This window comes from Streptomyces sp. NPDC029674 (assembly GCF_044903205.1).
Taxonomy (GTDB): domain Bacteria; phylum Actinomycetota; class Actinomycetes; order Streptomycetales; family Streptomycetaceae; genus Streptomyces.
In genome coordinates, this window is record NZ_JBJDPY010000006.1 from 50,992 (window position 1) to 64,860 (window position 13,869).

The following is a 13,869-nucleotide window of genomic DNA, read 5'->3' on the forward strand; positions in this document are numbered from 1 at the left end:
GGTTGGCGGAGCGCGGGGTGTGGCAGGGGGGCGCGCGCCGATCCGGTTCACTACTTTTCCAAAGTAGGTCCCCGACCGGCGCCGCCACGCCGAAGGCCGAAGACCGTGCCCCAAGCGTGGCGCGGCACACGATGAACCGGTCCGCGCCCGGCGGCGAGAGCCGATGGCCCGAGCGGCAAAGCCGGGGCCTGGCCGCGCCGAGAACGTGGCATCCGCCCACGATGGGCCGGTCCGCACGCGGCAGCGCGAGCCGATGACCCGGGCTGAGAGGCCGGGCGGCTGGCCGAGCCCAGACCGTGGCGGGCACCCACGATGGGCCGGGTCGCACGCGGCAGCGAGAGCCGATGACCCGAGCGGAGAAGCCGGGCGGCTGACCGAGCCCTCACCGTGGCTCCCGCCCACGATGGGCCGGGCCGCACCCGGCCGCGAGAGGGGATGGCCCGAGCGGCGAAGCCGTGGGCCGCGCCTCGACCGTGACGGGGACTCACGTTGGGCCGGTCCGCACCCGGCAGCGAAAGGGAATGACCCGAGCAGAGGGGTCCGTCGCCCCACCCCTGGCCGTCCGGGTCAACGTCAACCTGCGGTGGAGGGACGGCAGTCAAGGGTGGAGCGGAGCGGAATCGGCGCAGCCGACGCGACGTAGGAGCGCCCTTTACTGGTGGCCCGGAACCGCCACACTCCGCAAAAACCGGGCGGCCCCGGTGACCATCGAAGGCGCAGGCCCACCAAAGTCACCGCCCCACCCTGACCACCGCGCCGCTAGCCGATCCGGTCCAGGACGATCGGGGTCGGCGAGAAGGACGTCCCCGCCGGCGCGATGTCGTACGAACCCTCCACCGACTCCAGCGCGTACGCGAACCGCTCCGGCGTATCGGTGTGCAGGGTCATCAAGGGAGCCCCCGCCTCGACGGAGTCGCCCGGCTTGGCGTGGAGTTCGACGCCCGCGCCCGCCTGGACCACGTCCTCCTTGCGCGCACGGCCCGCGCCGAGACGCCAGGCGGCGACACCGACGTCGTACGCGTCGAGACGGGTGAGGACACCGGACGACGGGGCGGTGATCACATGCTGCTCGCGTGCCACGGGCAGCTCCGCGTCCGGATCGCCGCCCTGCGCCGCGATCATGCAGCGCCACACGTCCATCGCCGAGCCGTCGGCCAGCGCCTTCGCGGGGTCGGCGTCCGTCAGGCCCGCCGCGTCGAGCATCTCGCGGGCGAGGGCGAGGGTGAGTTCGACGACGTCGGCCGGGCCGCCGCCCGCGAGGACCTCCACCGACTCGCGGACCTCGAGGGCGTTGCCCGCCGTCAGGCCGAGCGGCGTCGACATGTCGGTGAGCAGGGCCACCGTGCGGACACCGCTGTCGGTGCCCAGCTCGACCATGGTGGAGGCGAGTTCGCGAGCGTCGTCGAGGTTCTTCATGAAGGCGCCGGTGCCGACCTTCACGTCGAGGACGAGCGAGCCCGTGCCCTCGGCGATCTTCTTCGACATGATGGAGGAGGCGATCAGCGGGATCGCCTCGACCGTGCCGGTGACGTCGCGCAGGGCGTAGAGCTTCTTGTCGGCGGGGGCGAGGCCGTCGCCCGCCGCGCAGATGACCGAGCCGACGCCGTCGAGGACGCTCAGCATCTCCTCGTTGGAGAGCAGCGCGCGCCAGCCGGGGATGGCCTCCAGCTTGTCGAGGGTGCCGCCGGTGTGGCCGAGGCCGCGGCCCGACAGCTGCGGGACGGCCGCGCCGCACGCGGCGACCAGCGGGGCGAGCGGCAGTGTGATCTTGTCGCCGACGCCGCCGGTGGAGTGCTTGTCGGCGGTGGGGCGGGAGAGCGAGGAGAAGTCCATGCGCTCGCCGGACGCGATCATCGCGGCGGTCCAGCGGGCGATCTCCTTGCGGTTCATGCCGTTGAGCAGGATCGCCATCGCGAGGGACGACATCTGCTCGTCGGCGACCGTGCCGCGGGTGTACGCGTCGATGACCCAGTCGATCTGCTCGTCGCTGAGCTCGCCCCGGTCGCGCTTGGTGCGGATGACGGAGATGACGTCCATGGCATGTCCTTCCAGCAGTTACGGCGTCGTACCGGCCAGACTCTACGCGCATAGAGCAAGGCCATGGAGAAGGCCCCCGCCAACAGGCGGGGGCCGGGGCTCAGTTGAGGTGCTGCGGTCCGAACGCGTCCGGCAGCATGTCCGCGAGCGTGCGCACGCCCGACGCGGTCTCCAGGAGCAGCTCCGGGCCCCCGAACTCGTACAGCAGCTGGCGGCAGCGCCCGCACGGCATCAGGATCTCGCCCTTGCCGTCCACGCAGGTGAAGTGCGTGAGGCGGCCGCCGCCGGTCAGCTGGAGCTGCGAGACCAGGCCGCACTCGGCGCAGAGGCCGAGTCCGTAGGAGGCGTTCTCCACGTTGCAGCCGGAGACCGTTCTGCCGTCGTCGACCAGGGCCGCGGCACCGACCGGGAAGCCCGAGTAGGGGGCGTACGCGCGGGACATGGCCTCGCGCGCGGCCTCCCGCAGGGAGTCCCAGTCGGTGTCCGTGGCGGCAGTCGTCACTTTCCTTGGCCCTTCCGGTACGGCATTCCGTCCGCCTTCGGCATCCGCAGCCGCTGGGCGGAGAGCGAGAGGACCAGCAGGGTCACCACGTACGGGGTGGCGGTGACGACCTGGTTGGGCACCTCGTCGGTCAAGCCGTACCACAGGAACATCAGCGCGGAGACGGCCGCGGTGATCACCGCGGGGACGTACCGCTTGCGCCACGCGAGGTAGATCGCGCCGATGACCAGCAGGATCGCGATGAGCAGGAGCAGCGCGTGGACGTTGGTGCCGCCACCCCGGAGCTTCAGGCTGTCGGTGTAACCGAACAGGCCCGCGCCGAGCGCGAGTCCGCCCGGCATCCAGTTGCCGAAGATCATCGCGGCGAGGCCGATGTAGCCGCGGCCGCCGGTCTGGCCCTCCAGGTAGATGTTGGAGGCGACGAGGGAGAGGAAGGCACCGCCGAGACCGGCGAGGCCGCCGGAGATGACCACGGCCAGGTACTTGTACTTGTAGACGTTGACGCCGAGGGACTCGGCGGCGATCGGGTTCTCGCCGCAGGAGCGCAGGCGCAGGCCGAACGACGTGCGCCACAGGATCCACCAGCTCAGCGGAACCATCGCCACCGCGATCACCGTCAGCGGCGACAGGTCGGTGAACAGGCCGCCGAACAGGCCGGCGAGGTCGGAGACCAGGAACCAGTGCTTGCCGTTGAGGTCGGCGAGCCAGTCGGAGAGGCCCGGCACGGAGAAGTTGCCGAGCGATTCGACGGGCGGCGACTGCTTCGACGTACCGCCCTCCTCGCCCTCGAAGGCGAAGGTGGCGAGGTAGCGGGTGGCGCCGAGGGCGAGGATGTTGAGGGCCACGCCGGAGACGATGTGGTTGACGTTGAAGGTGATCGTCACGATGGCGTGCAGCAGGCCGCCGAGCGCGCCGCCGAGGATGCCGAAGAGGACGCCCACCCACGGGCCCCACTGGAAGCCGGCCCAGGCGCCGAACCAGGTGCCGAGGATCAGCATGCCTTCGAGGCCGATGTTGACGACGCCCGCGCGCTCGGCCCAGAGACCGCCGAGACCGGCGAGGCCGATCGGCACGGCGAGCTTGAGTGCCGTGGACATCTGGCCGGTGGACGTGATGCCGTCGGCGCCGGTGATCATGCGGACCACCGAGGTCAGCACCAGGACACCGGCGATGACCAGCAGGAGGACGGGGAGCGAGATGCGGCGGCGGCCCGGTGTGGGCTGCTGGGCCGAGGGCTTGGCGACGGTTGCCGAGCTCATCGGGCAGCCACCTCCTTCACTGAGTCGTTGTTGCCGTTGTTGCCGTTCGCCCGGGCGGCGGCGGCCAGTTCCTCACCGACGCGGCGCTGCTGACGGCGCAGGCCCCAGCGGCGCACCTCCTCGTAGGAGACGACGACCGCGATCACGATGAGGCCCTGCATGATCACCGCGATCTCCTTGTCGTACGCCTCCGGCTGGGCGTAGTCGAGGGCGGGCGAGGCCTTGTCGAGGAAGGCCCAGAGCAGCGCCGCGAAGGCGATGCCGACGGGGTTGTTGCGGCCGAGGAGCGCGATGCCGATGGCGGTGAAGCCGAGGCCCGCGGGGAAGGAGAGGCTGTACGTGTGGGTGTCGCCGAGCAGGATCGGCAGGCCCGCGAGGCCCGACACCGCGCCGGAGATCAGCATCGCGCTGAGCACCATGCGCTTGGCGTTGACACCGGAGGCCGCGGCGGCCGACTCGGAGGCGCCGGTGGCGCGCAGGTCGAAGCCGAACCGGGTGCGGTTGAGGACGAGCCAGTACAGGACGCCGGCGAGGACCGCGACGACCACGAAGCCGTAGATCTCGCCGCCCGCCACCTTGATGCCGGGGAACCAGCCGGACTTCTCCATGACGCCGGTGGTCTGGTTGTTGCCGACCGGGACGCCGAAGTTCTCGGTGAGGGTGAGGTAGGCGATGACGCTCGTCGCGATGGCGTTGAGCATGATCGTGGCGACCACCTCGCTGACGCCGCGGGTGGTCTTGAGGACGCCCGCGATGCCGGCCCAGAAGGCGCCGGTGAGCATGGCGACCAGCATGAGCACGGGGATCTGCAGGAAGGACGGCAGCGCGAGGTGCGTGCCGACGACCGCGGTGATCATCGCGGCGAGGCGGTACTGGCCGTCCACACCGATGTTGAACAGGTTCATGCGGAAGCCGATGGCCACCGCGAGCGCCGCCAGGTAGTACATGCCGGCCTGGTTGAGGATCAGCACCTGCACGTCGGAGAAGGTGGCCTGCTCCAGCATCAGGGTGTACGGCTCGATCGGGCTCTTGCCGGAGGCGAGCAGCACGACCGAGGTCAGCGCCACGGCCGCGATCAGCGCGATGACCGGCCCGGCCACCGCGAGGAGCACGCGCTCCTTGTCGAACTTCTTCATCGGGCCTCGTCCTCCGGGGCGTCTTCTTCCACGTGCTCCAAGTGACCCGAGGCGGCACCGGTCATCGCCGAGCCGAGCTCCTCCGGCGTGATGGTGGCCGGGTCGGCGTCCGCCACGAGCTGCCCGCGGTAGATCACGCGCAGCGTGTCGGAGAGGCCGATCAGCTCGTCGAGGTCGGCGGAGATCAGCAGCACGGCCAGGCCCTCGCGGCGCGCCTCGCGGATCTGGTCCCAGATCTGCGCCTGCGCGCCGACGTCGACACCGCGGGTGGGGTGGGCGGCGATCAGGAAGCGCGGCTTGTGGCTCATCTCGCGGCCGACGATCAGCTTCTGCTGGTTGCCGCCGGAGAGCGAGGCCGCCGTCACGTCGATGCCGGGCGTACGGACGTCGTACTCCTCGACGATGCGGCGGGTGTCGGCCTGCGCGCTCTTGAGGTCGAGCCAGAAGCCGACCTTGCCGCCGGCGTTCGGCCGCTCGGTGACGTGGCCGAGGATGCGGTTCTCCCACAGCGGGGACTCCAGGAGGAGGCCGTGGCGGTGGCGGTCCTCGGGGATGTACCCGATGCCGTCCTCGCGCCGCTTGCGGGTGGGGACGGCGGTGATGTCCTCGCCGGCCATCCGGATGACGCCGGAGTCGGCGTGCTTGAGGCCGATGAGCGCGTCGATCAGCTCGGTCTGGCCGTTGCCCTCGACGCCCGCGATGCCGAGGACCTCGCCCTCGTGGATCGTGAAGGAGATGTCGTCGAGCAGGGCGCGGCCCGAGTCGCCGTCGGCGAGCAGCTTGAGGCCCTCCACCTGGATCATCGGGCGGTCGGTGACCGTCGACTCCGCGGTCTCGGGGGTGGGCAGTTCGCTGCCCACCATGAGCTCGGCGAGCTGGCGCGGCGTCGTCTCGGACGGGATCGCCGTGCCGACCGTGGTGCCGCGCCGGATGACGGTGATGTCGTCGGCGACGGACAGGACTTCACCCAGCTTGTGCGAGATGAAGATGACGGACAGGCCCTCGGCCTTGAGGTCGCGGAGGTTGTCGAAGAGCGCGTCGACCTCCTGCGGCACGAGCACGGCCGTCGGCTCGTCGAGGATCAGCGTGGTGGCGCCGCGGTAGAGGACCTTGAGGATCTCCACGCGCTGCCGGTCGGCGACGCCGAGGTCCTCCACGTACGCGTCGGGGCGCACGCCGAGTCCGTAGCGGTCGGAGAGGTCGAGGATGGTGCGGCGGGCCGCGCCACCGATGCCGTGCAGCTTCTCGCTGCCGAGAACGATGTTCTCCAGGACGGTGAGCTGGTCGGCGAGCATGAAGTGCTGGTGCACCATGCCGATGCCGCGGGCGATCGCGTCGCCGGGGCTGCCGAAGGCGACCTGTTCGCCGTCGACGGTGATGGTGCCCTCGTCCGGCTTCTGCATGCCGTAGAGGATCTTCATCAGGGTCGACTTGCCCGCGCCGTTCTCACCGACGAGGGCGTGCACGGTGCCCTTGCGGACGGTCAGGTGGATGTCGTGGTTGGCGACGACTCCGGGGAAGCGCTTGGTGATGCCGGCGAGTTCGACGGCGATGGGCGGAGGGTTGGTGGACGCGTCGATGGCGCACTCTCCTCGGGGGCCAGAAGGCCTGAAGGGCCTGAAGGAAAGGGGCCGCCTACGCGCGCAGTGCCCCTGCTAGTGACTGATGCTCAGTTCTGGATGTGGTCCGCGCGAACGGGGCGCGGGGGAAACATCGTCCCCCACACCCCGTCGCACGAGAATCACGCTGCCGTTACGGGCAGTCGATGTGGCAACCGCGCCGTTACGGCGTGGTCTTGACCTTGATCTTGCCGCCCTTGATGCCCTCTTCGGCCTTCTTCAGGGCCTCCTGGACGTCCTTCATCTTCATGAAGTCGGGGTTCGAGTCGGCGAGCGCGACACCGCCCGACTTGAGGTCGGCGCGGACGACGCCGCCCTTGGCGGTGCCGTCCTCGACGGCCTTCGCCAGGTTGTACACGGAGCCCGCGACGTCCTTGGTCGCCGAGGTCAGGATGTACTTCTTGTACTTGGCGAGAGCGTCCTGCTTGTACTGGTCGGAGTCGACGCCGATCGCCCAGACCTTCTTGGCGGCCGCGGCCTCGATGACGCCCTGACCGGAGAGGCCCGCGGCGTGGTAGACCACGTCGGCGCCCTTCTCGATCTGGCCCTGCGCGGCGGTCTTGCCCTTGTCGGGGCTGGAGAAGCCGCCGTCCTCGGCCTTCTCGGTCAGGTACTGCTTGACGACCTTGACCTTGGGGTTGGTGTCCTTGACGCCCTGCGCGAAGCCCGCCTCGAACTTGTGGATCAGCGGGACGTCCACGCCGCCGACGAAGCCGACGGTCTTGGACTTGGTGGCCTTGGCGGCGACGACGCCCGCGAGGTAGGACGCCTCCTGCTCGCTGAAGACCAGGTCGGAGACGTTGTCGGCCTTGACCGTCTCGTCGTCGACGATGCCGAAGGTGGTCTTCGGGAACTTCTCCGCGACCTCCTTGATGGCGGGTGCGTACGCGTAGCCGACGCCGATGACCGGGTTGTAGCCCTGCTTGGCGAGCTGCGTCAGGCGCTGCGTCTTGTCGGCGTCGGACTCGCCGTCGACGGGCTCGACGGCCTTCTCGCCGGTCTTGAACTCCTTGGCGGCCTTCTTCATGCCGACGGTCGCGGCGTCGTTGAAGGACTGGTCGCCGGCGCCACCGACGTCGTAGGCGATGGCGACGCCCTTGTTCTTGTCGTCCTTGCTCGCGGCGGCGTCGCTGGACGTGCCACCACAGGCGGAGACGGTTACGGCAAGAGCGGCGGTCGCGGCGCCCGCGACAGCTATTCGAGACACCCGGCGCATAGAGACGAACTCCTTAGTACAAGCAAGCACAAGCACGTTCGAGCGCCTCACCCGGCGCTGATTTCGCCGCAGCGTAACGCGCGTAGACCTGACATAAGAACCCTTCTGTCCGGTCCGTTATCGAGCTGTGGCCACCGGGTGTCGGGGGGCCGAACGACGGGTGGGCGCCCCCTTGATGGGGGGCGCCCAGTCGCCACACGCAGTACTACGTAAAACGTCCCGGACCGCTCACTACGGAACGATCTTCACCTTGACCTTGCCGCTGATGATGTCCTTCTCGGCCTTCTCCACGGCGGCGACGACGTCCTTCATCTCCGTGTACTTCGGGTTCGAGTCGGAGAAGCCGACGCGGCCCGACTTGAGGTCGTAGCGCTGCTCGCCCTTCATCGGCTTGCCGTCGACGACCGACTTCGTCAGGTCGTAGACCGCGCCGCCGACGTCCTTGAACGCCGAGCCGAGGATGTAGTCCTTGTACTTGGCGAGGGCCTTCTGCTTGTACTGGTCGGAGTCGACGCCGATGGCCCACTTCTTCTGCGAGCCGACCTCCTGGATGACGCCCTGACCCGACAGACCGGCCGCGTGGTAGATCACGTCGGCGCCGGACTCGATCTGTCCGCTCGCCGCGTTCTGCCCCTTGTCCGGGCTGGAGAATCCGCCCTCCTCGGGCTTTTCCGTCAGATACCGCTTCTCGATTTTGATCTTGGGGTCGACGGATTTCACGCCCTGCACGAATCCGGCCTCGAATTTGTGGATGAGCGGAATGTCCACGCCTCCCACGAATCCGACGTGTTTGACCTTGGTGGCCTTGGCGGCGGCGACGCCCGCCAGATAGGAGCCCTGTTCCTCGTGGAAGACCAGGTCGGCGACGTTGTCCGCCTTCACGGTGTTGTCGTCGATGATCCCGAAGGTGGTGTCGGGGAACTTCTTGGCAGCCGCCTCCACCGCGGGCGCGTAGACGAAGCCGACGCCGATGACCGGGTCGTACCCCTGCCTGGCGAGCTGTTCGAGGCGCTGGACCTTGTCGGCGCTGGACTCGCCGTCGCCCGGCTCCATGTCCACGCCGCCGATCTTGAACTCCTTGCGGGCCTTCGAATACCCCGCGTAGGCGGCGTCGTTGAAGGACTGGTCGCCCTGCCCGCCGATGTCGTACGCGAGGCCGATGCCCTTGCCCTTGTACGAGGAGCCGGCGGGGCCCTTGCTGTTGTCGTCCTGCGAGGCCTCGTTGCTCGTCTCGCCGCAGCCGGCCGCGGCGAGGGCGAGGACCGCGAAGGCCGCGGTGATGTGAGTGGCGCGAGATTTCCGGGACCGGGACTGCCGGGTTTTCGAAGAGAGACGACGCACAGGAAGCACCCCTTGATCGCCAACGCGCCGCGTACGGCGCTGATTTCGGCGCACATTAACGCGCGTAGAAAGGGAGGGGAACGGGTTTTCGCGGTGCCGTTACCTCTTCGTGCTGTTCATGCCGGGGGCCGGCCGCGTCCGCGCGTACGCGCCGTTCGCAACCGGCCCCTGTGCCGCACCCCGCCCCTAGCTCACCGCGTCCAACAGGGCAGCGGCGGTGAAGAGTTCGACCCCCGCGGTGATCGCCGACTCGTCCACGTCGAAGTCGCCCTGGTGGAGGTCGCGGACGGTGCGCTCGCCCGGGACGCGGACGCCGAGCCGGGCCATGGCGCCCGGCACGTGCTCCAGGTACCAGGAGAAGTCCTCGCCGCCGAGGCTCTGCTCGGTGTCCTCGACGGAGTGCGCGCCGCGCCGCTCGGCCATCGCGTCGCGCAGCAGGTCGGCGACCGCGCCGTCGTTGACGACCGGCGGCACGCCGCGGATGTAGTTGATCTCGGACTTGGCGCGGTACATGTCGGCGACCTCCTGGACGGCGCCGTGCAGCAGGTCGGGCGCGTCCCGCCAGGCCTTGAGGTCGAGGCAGCGCACGGTCCCGGAGAGCTCGGCGTGCTGCGGCACGACGTTCGGGGCGTGGCCCGCCTCGATGCGGCCCCAGGTGACCGAGAGGCCGGAGCGGGCGTCGACGCGGCGGGCGACCAGGGCGGGGACCTCGGTGGCGACCTTGGCGACGGCGGTCACGAGGTCCGTGGTGAGGTGCGGGCGCGCGGTGTGCCCGCCGGGTCCGTCGAGCGAGATCTCCAGGCGGTCGCAGGCGGAGGTGATGGGGCCGTGCCGCAGGCCGATGCGGCCCGCGTCGACCCGGGGGTCGCAGTGCACGGCGATGATCTTGCCGACGCCGTCGAGGGCGCCCCCGGCGATGGCGTCGGTCGCGCCGCCCGGCAGGACCTCCTCGGCGGGCTGGAAGATCAGCCGCACCGGAAAGGGCAGCTGCCCCTGCTCCGCCAGCTCGGCGAGGACGAGCCCGGCGCCGAGGACGACGGTGGTGTGCACGTCGTGCCCGCAGGCGTGGGCGCGGTCCGGCACCGTGGAGCGGTACGGCACGCCCAGCTTGGTGTCCGGGATGGGCAGCGCGTCGATGTCGGCACGCAGGGCGAGCATGGGCCGGGCGGAGGGCCGGCCGATGTCACAGATGAGCCCCGTGCCGGAGGGAAGCACACGGGGCTCGAGGCCCGCCTCCTCCAGGCGGGCCTTGAGGGCCGCGGTGGTACGGAACTCCTGGTGGCCGAGCTCGGGGTGCATGTGCAGGTCGCGACGGAAAGCGACCAGTTCGGCACGCAGCGCTTCGGGCAGCGTGCCGGGGAGCCTTGCCGCAGGTGCGGACTCCGCTCCGGACACGCCGTCGGACACCTCTTCGGACGCACGGGACATCAGTTGGTTCACCCTCTGAAGGGTAAGGCGATGCAACGGCCAACTAACCCACGATCAACAAAAGTTCAGCCCGATAGGGGAAGAATTACTGGCCTCGTGGCGCATGGCCGCCGATCGGGATGGGTAGAGATTTACGCCGCCTCGGGGGATGCGCAAGTCGTCCGGCGCCTGTAGTAGGCGAGGGCGACCGCTGTCAGCAAGGGCGGCCACGCGATCAGCGGTATATAGCAGAACACGAGTAGTGCGGTTTGCGCTGTTCCGCCCGTCACATCCGTTTCGCTCCCCAGTTCGGCCGCCTGGGCGTAGCAGACCCAGCCCAGGAGTCCGAAGAGCCCGGCCGCGCCGAGCAGGGCCGGTACGACGGCGGCGAGCGGCTGGATCCGCCGCCCGCCGAGCACGGGTACCCACGCGGGGACGACCTCACCCCACTCACGCACCAGACCGAGCGTGAGCAGGGCCAGCCCCTCGGACACGACGCTGAGCATCAGGATGTACACGGCCTCCCCCACCCCGCGCTGCGGCTCCGCGGCCACGGGGAGCCCGGCGACGAGGGCCACCCGCCACAGCCCCGAGGGCAGGGTGACGAGCGGCACGGCGTGCGCGGCGAGGGCGGCCAAGCGGGGGACGCCGGGCAGCGCGGTGATTTTCATCGGCATGCGTCCGATGCTCCCGCCGGGCACGGGCGCCCCACGTCCCCATCGGGGCCCAGGTGCCTCCACCGTCCGGGGGAGCCGGCCTCACCCCCAGGGGTCGGAGAACGACCGCCCCGGTACGGCGGGGAGATGTGACCGCACGCCGGCCTAGAGAGTGACCACTTCCCGTACCGTCCGTGCGAAGGCCGCCACCGCGCCCGTGTCGTGGCCGCGGCGCCAGACCAGGCCGTAGCCGGTCGGCCGGGTGTCTGTGAGGGGGACGTAGGTGACGCCGGGGCGGGCGAAGTACGTGGCCGTGTGGGCGGGGGCCAGGAGGGCGCCCTTGCCCGCCGCGACCAGCGTCAGGGCCTCCTGCATGTTCGTCACGCCGGGGCCCCGGCCGATGGGGCGGCCACCGGGGGTGCGGGGCGGGGCGTGGTGGTCGTGCCAGTAGTCGGGGACGTCGCCGTCGATGGTGAGGAGCGGGACCTCCGCCAGGTCCTCGCGGATCACCGAGGGGCGGGCGGCCAGCGGGTGGGACGAGGGCAGGGCAAGGACACGGTCCTCCGCGAGCAGCACCGTCCCGCCGCTCAGGTCCTCCTCCCGTACGGGATGTTCGGTCAGCTGCACGTCGAACTTGCCCTTGCGCAGCTGGCCGTACGGGTCGCCGAGGGGCACCTCGCACACCTCCACCGCCAGGCCGGGGTGGCTGACGCGGAGGGCCTCCGTAGCCTTCATCACGATCTCGCCGGTGAGGGGGTTGGCGAAGCCGACGTGGAGGACGGAGTCGATGCCCCGTGCGGTGGCGACGGCACGGGCCAGGGCGTCCTCGATGGCGCGGTGGTGCGGTTCGAGGTCGGCGCGCAGCTGGCGGCCGAGCGAGGTGAGGGCCACGCGGCGGCTGGTGCGGACGAACAGCGGGGCGCCGACGCGGCGTTCGAGGCGCTGCACGAGCTGGCTCACCCGGGCCCGGGACAGCCGCATGCGCTCGGCCGTATGGCCGAAGTGCAGCTCGTCGGCGAGAAGCAGGAAGCACTCCAGTTCGTCGCGTTCCATCGCCGTACCCCCAGGTCGTTCCGCATCGGTCAGCCTGGCTGAACGAACGTTGCGATGTTCGCCGTTGTTCCGCGCCCCGGCCCGGCCGAGGGTGGCGCCATGAGCCAGAGTCCCGCACCGCACGCCCACCAGTCCCCCGGCCGGCCCTTCACCGGCCGCGAGCGGATCGTCCTCCTCGTCCTCTGCGGCGCGATCTTCCTGGAGGGCATCGACATCGCGATGCTCAACGTCGCCCTCCCCTCCATCCGCGCCGACCTCGGCCTGTCCACCGGCTCGCTGCAGTGGGTGATGAGCGCGTACGTCCTCGGGTACGGCGGGTTCATGCTGCTCGGCGGGCGGGCCGCCGACCTCTTCGGGCGCCGCCGGATGTTCGTCCTGTGGCTCTCCGTCTTCCTCGTCTTCTCCGGACTCGGCGGCCTCGCCACCGAGGGCTGGATGCTGATCGTCGCCCGCTTCGTCACGGGGATCGCCGCGGCGTTCATGACCCCGGCGGGCCTCTCCATCATCACCACCGGGTTCGAGGAGGGCCCGCGCCGCAACAAGGCGCTGCTCTTCTACTCCGGCACGGCGGCCGGCGGCTTCTCCATCGGCCTGGTCGTCGGCGGGCTGCTCACCCAGTTCGGCTGGCGGTGGGTGTTCTTCGCGCCCGTCGTGCTGTCCGCCGTCATCCTCGTCGGCGCCCTCACCGTCGTGCCCAGGTCGCAGCGGCCGGACCGGACGGGGCAGCGCGTCGACGTGGCGGGCGGGGTCACGATCACCGCTGCCATCGTGCTGCTGGTCCTCGGCGTGGAGCGCGCCACGCACACCACGTCCGCCTGGACCGCGCTCACCGTGGGCGCGGGGCTCGCCCTGCTGGCCGTGTTCGTCGCGGTCGAGCGCCGGGCGGCGATCCCGCTGGTGCGTCTGGGAATTCTGCGGAGCGGCCCGCTGGTGCGTGCCAACGCCTCCGCGCTGCTCCTGGCCGCGGGCTTCTTCGGCTTCCAGTTCCTGGTCGTGCTCTACCTCCAGGAGCTGCGGGACTGGTCGACGCTCCAGACCAGCTTCGCGATGCTCGTCATGGGCATCGACGCGGTCCTCTCCCCTCTTCTCACGCCCCGGCTCGTGAACCGCTTCGGCAACGCCCGGGTGATCTTCGGCGGCCTGCTGCTCGCCGCGCTGGCGTACGCCCTGTTCCTGCCGGTCGGCGCCGACTGGACGTACGCGATGATGTTCCCGAGCTTCATCGCCGTCGGTATCGCGTTCTCACTCGCGTACGGCCCGCTGACGATCGTCGCCACGGAAGGCGTGGCGGAGAAGGAGCAGGGTCTCGCGGGCGCGCTGCTCTACACGTCCTTCCAGTTCGGCGCGGCGGTCGGTCTGTCGACGGTGACGGCGGTCAACGTGGCGGCGACGGCATCGAGTTCGCCGTCCGACCTCCTCGACGGGTACCGGGCCGCGCTCTGGGTACCCCTGGCGGCCGCGCTGGTCGCCGTGCTGGTCAGCGCGTTCGGGCTGCGGGGGCGGCGGAGTGTGCTGGTGACCTCCGGGGCGCCCGCCACCGGGGACGGGGCGCCCGTCCTGGAGGGCGTCCACCGCACGCGGTAGGGAGTACGGCAGGGGTTGACCGCGCTGCCCCCACGGGTGCAGGCGCGCGTCAAACTCCT

At 70.5% G+C, this 13,869-nt stretch carries 11 protein-coding genes; 1 reads left to right on the top strand and 10 read right to left on the bottom strand.

Features of this window, described 5'->3' with window-relative positions; genetic code table 11:
• Positions 1-759 precede the first annotated feature (759 nt).
• The 10 genes from ACI2L3_RS15855 to ACI2L3_RS15900 all read right to left on the bottom strand — a co-directional run bounded on the left by ACI2L3_RS15855 (position 760) and on the right by ACI2L3_RS15900 (position 12,226).
• Positions 760-2,037 carry a thymidine phosphorylase gene (locus tag ACI2L3_RS15855; RefSeq protein ID WP_404752962.1) on the bottom strand — a complete coding sequence of 426 codons (1,278 nt, stop codon included), beginning with the start codon at positions 2,035-2,037 and terminating at the stop codon, positions 760-762.
• A 100-nt stretch (positions 2,038-2,137) separates the two neighbouring features.
• Positions 2,138-2,539, bottom strand: a complete 402-nt coding sequence (locus tag ACI2L3_RS15860; protein WP_404752963.1) for a cytidine deaminase — start codon at positions 2,537-2,539, stop codon at positions 2,138-2,140.
• Positions 2,536-3,798, bottom strand: a complete 1,263-nt coding sequence (locus tag ACI2L3_RS15865) for an ABC transporter permease (RefSeq protein WP_404752964.1) — start codon at positions 3,796-3,798, stop codon at positions 2,536-2,538. The genes ACI2L3_RS15860 and ACI2L3_RS15865 overlap by 4 nt, the downstream gene beginning before the upstream one ends.
• Complete coding sequence (locus ACI2L3_RS15870) at positions 3,795-4,934, bottom strand: ABC transporter permease (RefSeq protein ID WP_404752965.1); 1,140 nt, start codon at positions 4,932-4,934, stop codon at positions 3,795-3,797. The genes ACI2L3_RS15865 and ACI2L3_RS15870 overlap by 4 nt, the downstream gene beginning before the upstream one ends.
• Positions 4,931-6,487 carry an ABC transporter ATP-binding protein gene (locus ACI2L3_RS15875; protein WP_404753298.1) on the bottom strand — a complete coding sequence of 519 codons (1,557 nt, stop codon included), beginning with the start codon at positions 6,485-6,487 and terminating at the stop codon, positions 4,931-4,933. Before ACI2L3_RS15875 ends, ACI2L3_RS15870 begins: the two co-directional genes overlap by 4 nt.
• Before the next feature lie 229 nt (positions 6,488-6,716).
• Complete coding sequence (locus ACI2L3_RS15880; protein WP_404752966.1) at positions 6,717-7,769, bottom strand: BMP family protein; 1,053 nt, start codon at positions 7,767-7,769, stop codon at positions 6,717-6,719.
• Positions 7,770-8,000: 231 nt separating this feature from the next.
• Positions 8,001-9,050, bottom strand: a complete 1,050-nt coding sequence (locus tag ACI2L3_RS15885; protein ID WP_404753299.1) for a BMP family protein — start codon at positions 9,048-9,050, stop codon at positions 8,001-8,003.
• A 246-nt stretch (positions 9,051-9,296) separates the two neighbouring features.
• A complete protein-coding gene (locus ACI2L3_RS15890; protein WP_404753300.1) occupies positions 9,297-10,538 on the bottom strand; it encodes a M20 family metallopeptidase in 1,242 nt (413 codons plus the stop codon).
• A 131-nt stretch (positions 10,539-10,669) separates the two neighbouring features.
• Positions 10,670-11,194: a hypothetical protein gene (locus ACI2L3_RS15895; protein WP_404752967.1), complete on the bottom strand. Its 525-nt coding sequence runs from the start codon at positions 11,192-11,194 to the stop codon at positions 10,670-10,672.
• Positions 11,195-11,338: 144 nt separating this feature from the next.
• Positions 11,339-12,226, bottom strand: a complete 888-nt coding sequence (locus ACI2L3_RS15900; RefSeq protein ID WP_404752968.1) for a LysR family transcriptional regulator — start codon at positions 12,224-12,226, stop codon at positions 11,339-11,341.
• Positions 12,227-12,325: 99 nt separating this feature from the next.
• On the opposite strand from ACI2L3_RS15900, the gene ACI2L3_RS15905 reads away from it, so the two are divergent.
• Positions 12,326-13,810: an MFS transporter gene (locus tag ACI2L3_RS15905; RefSeq protein ID WP_404752969.1), complete on the top strand. Its 1,485-nt coding sequence runs from the start codon at positions 12,326-12,328 to the stop codon at positions 13,808-13,810.
• Positions 13,811-13,869 lie beyond the last annotated feature (59 nt).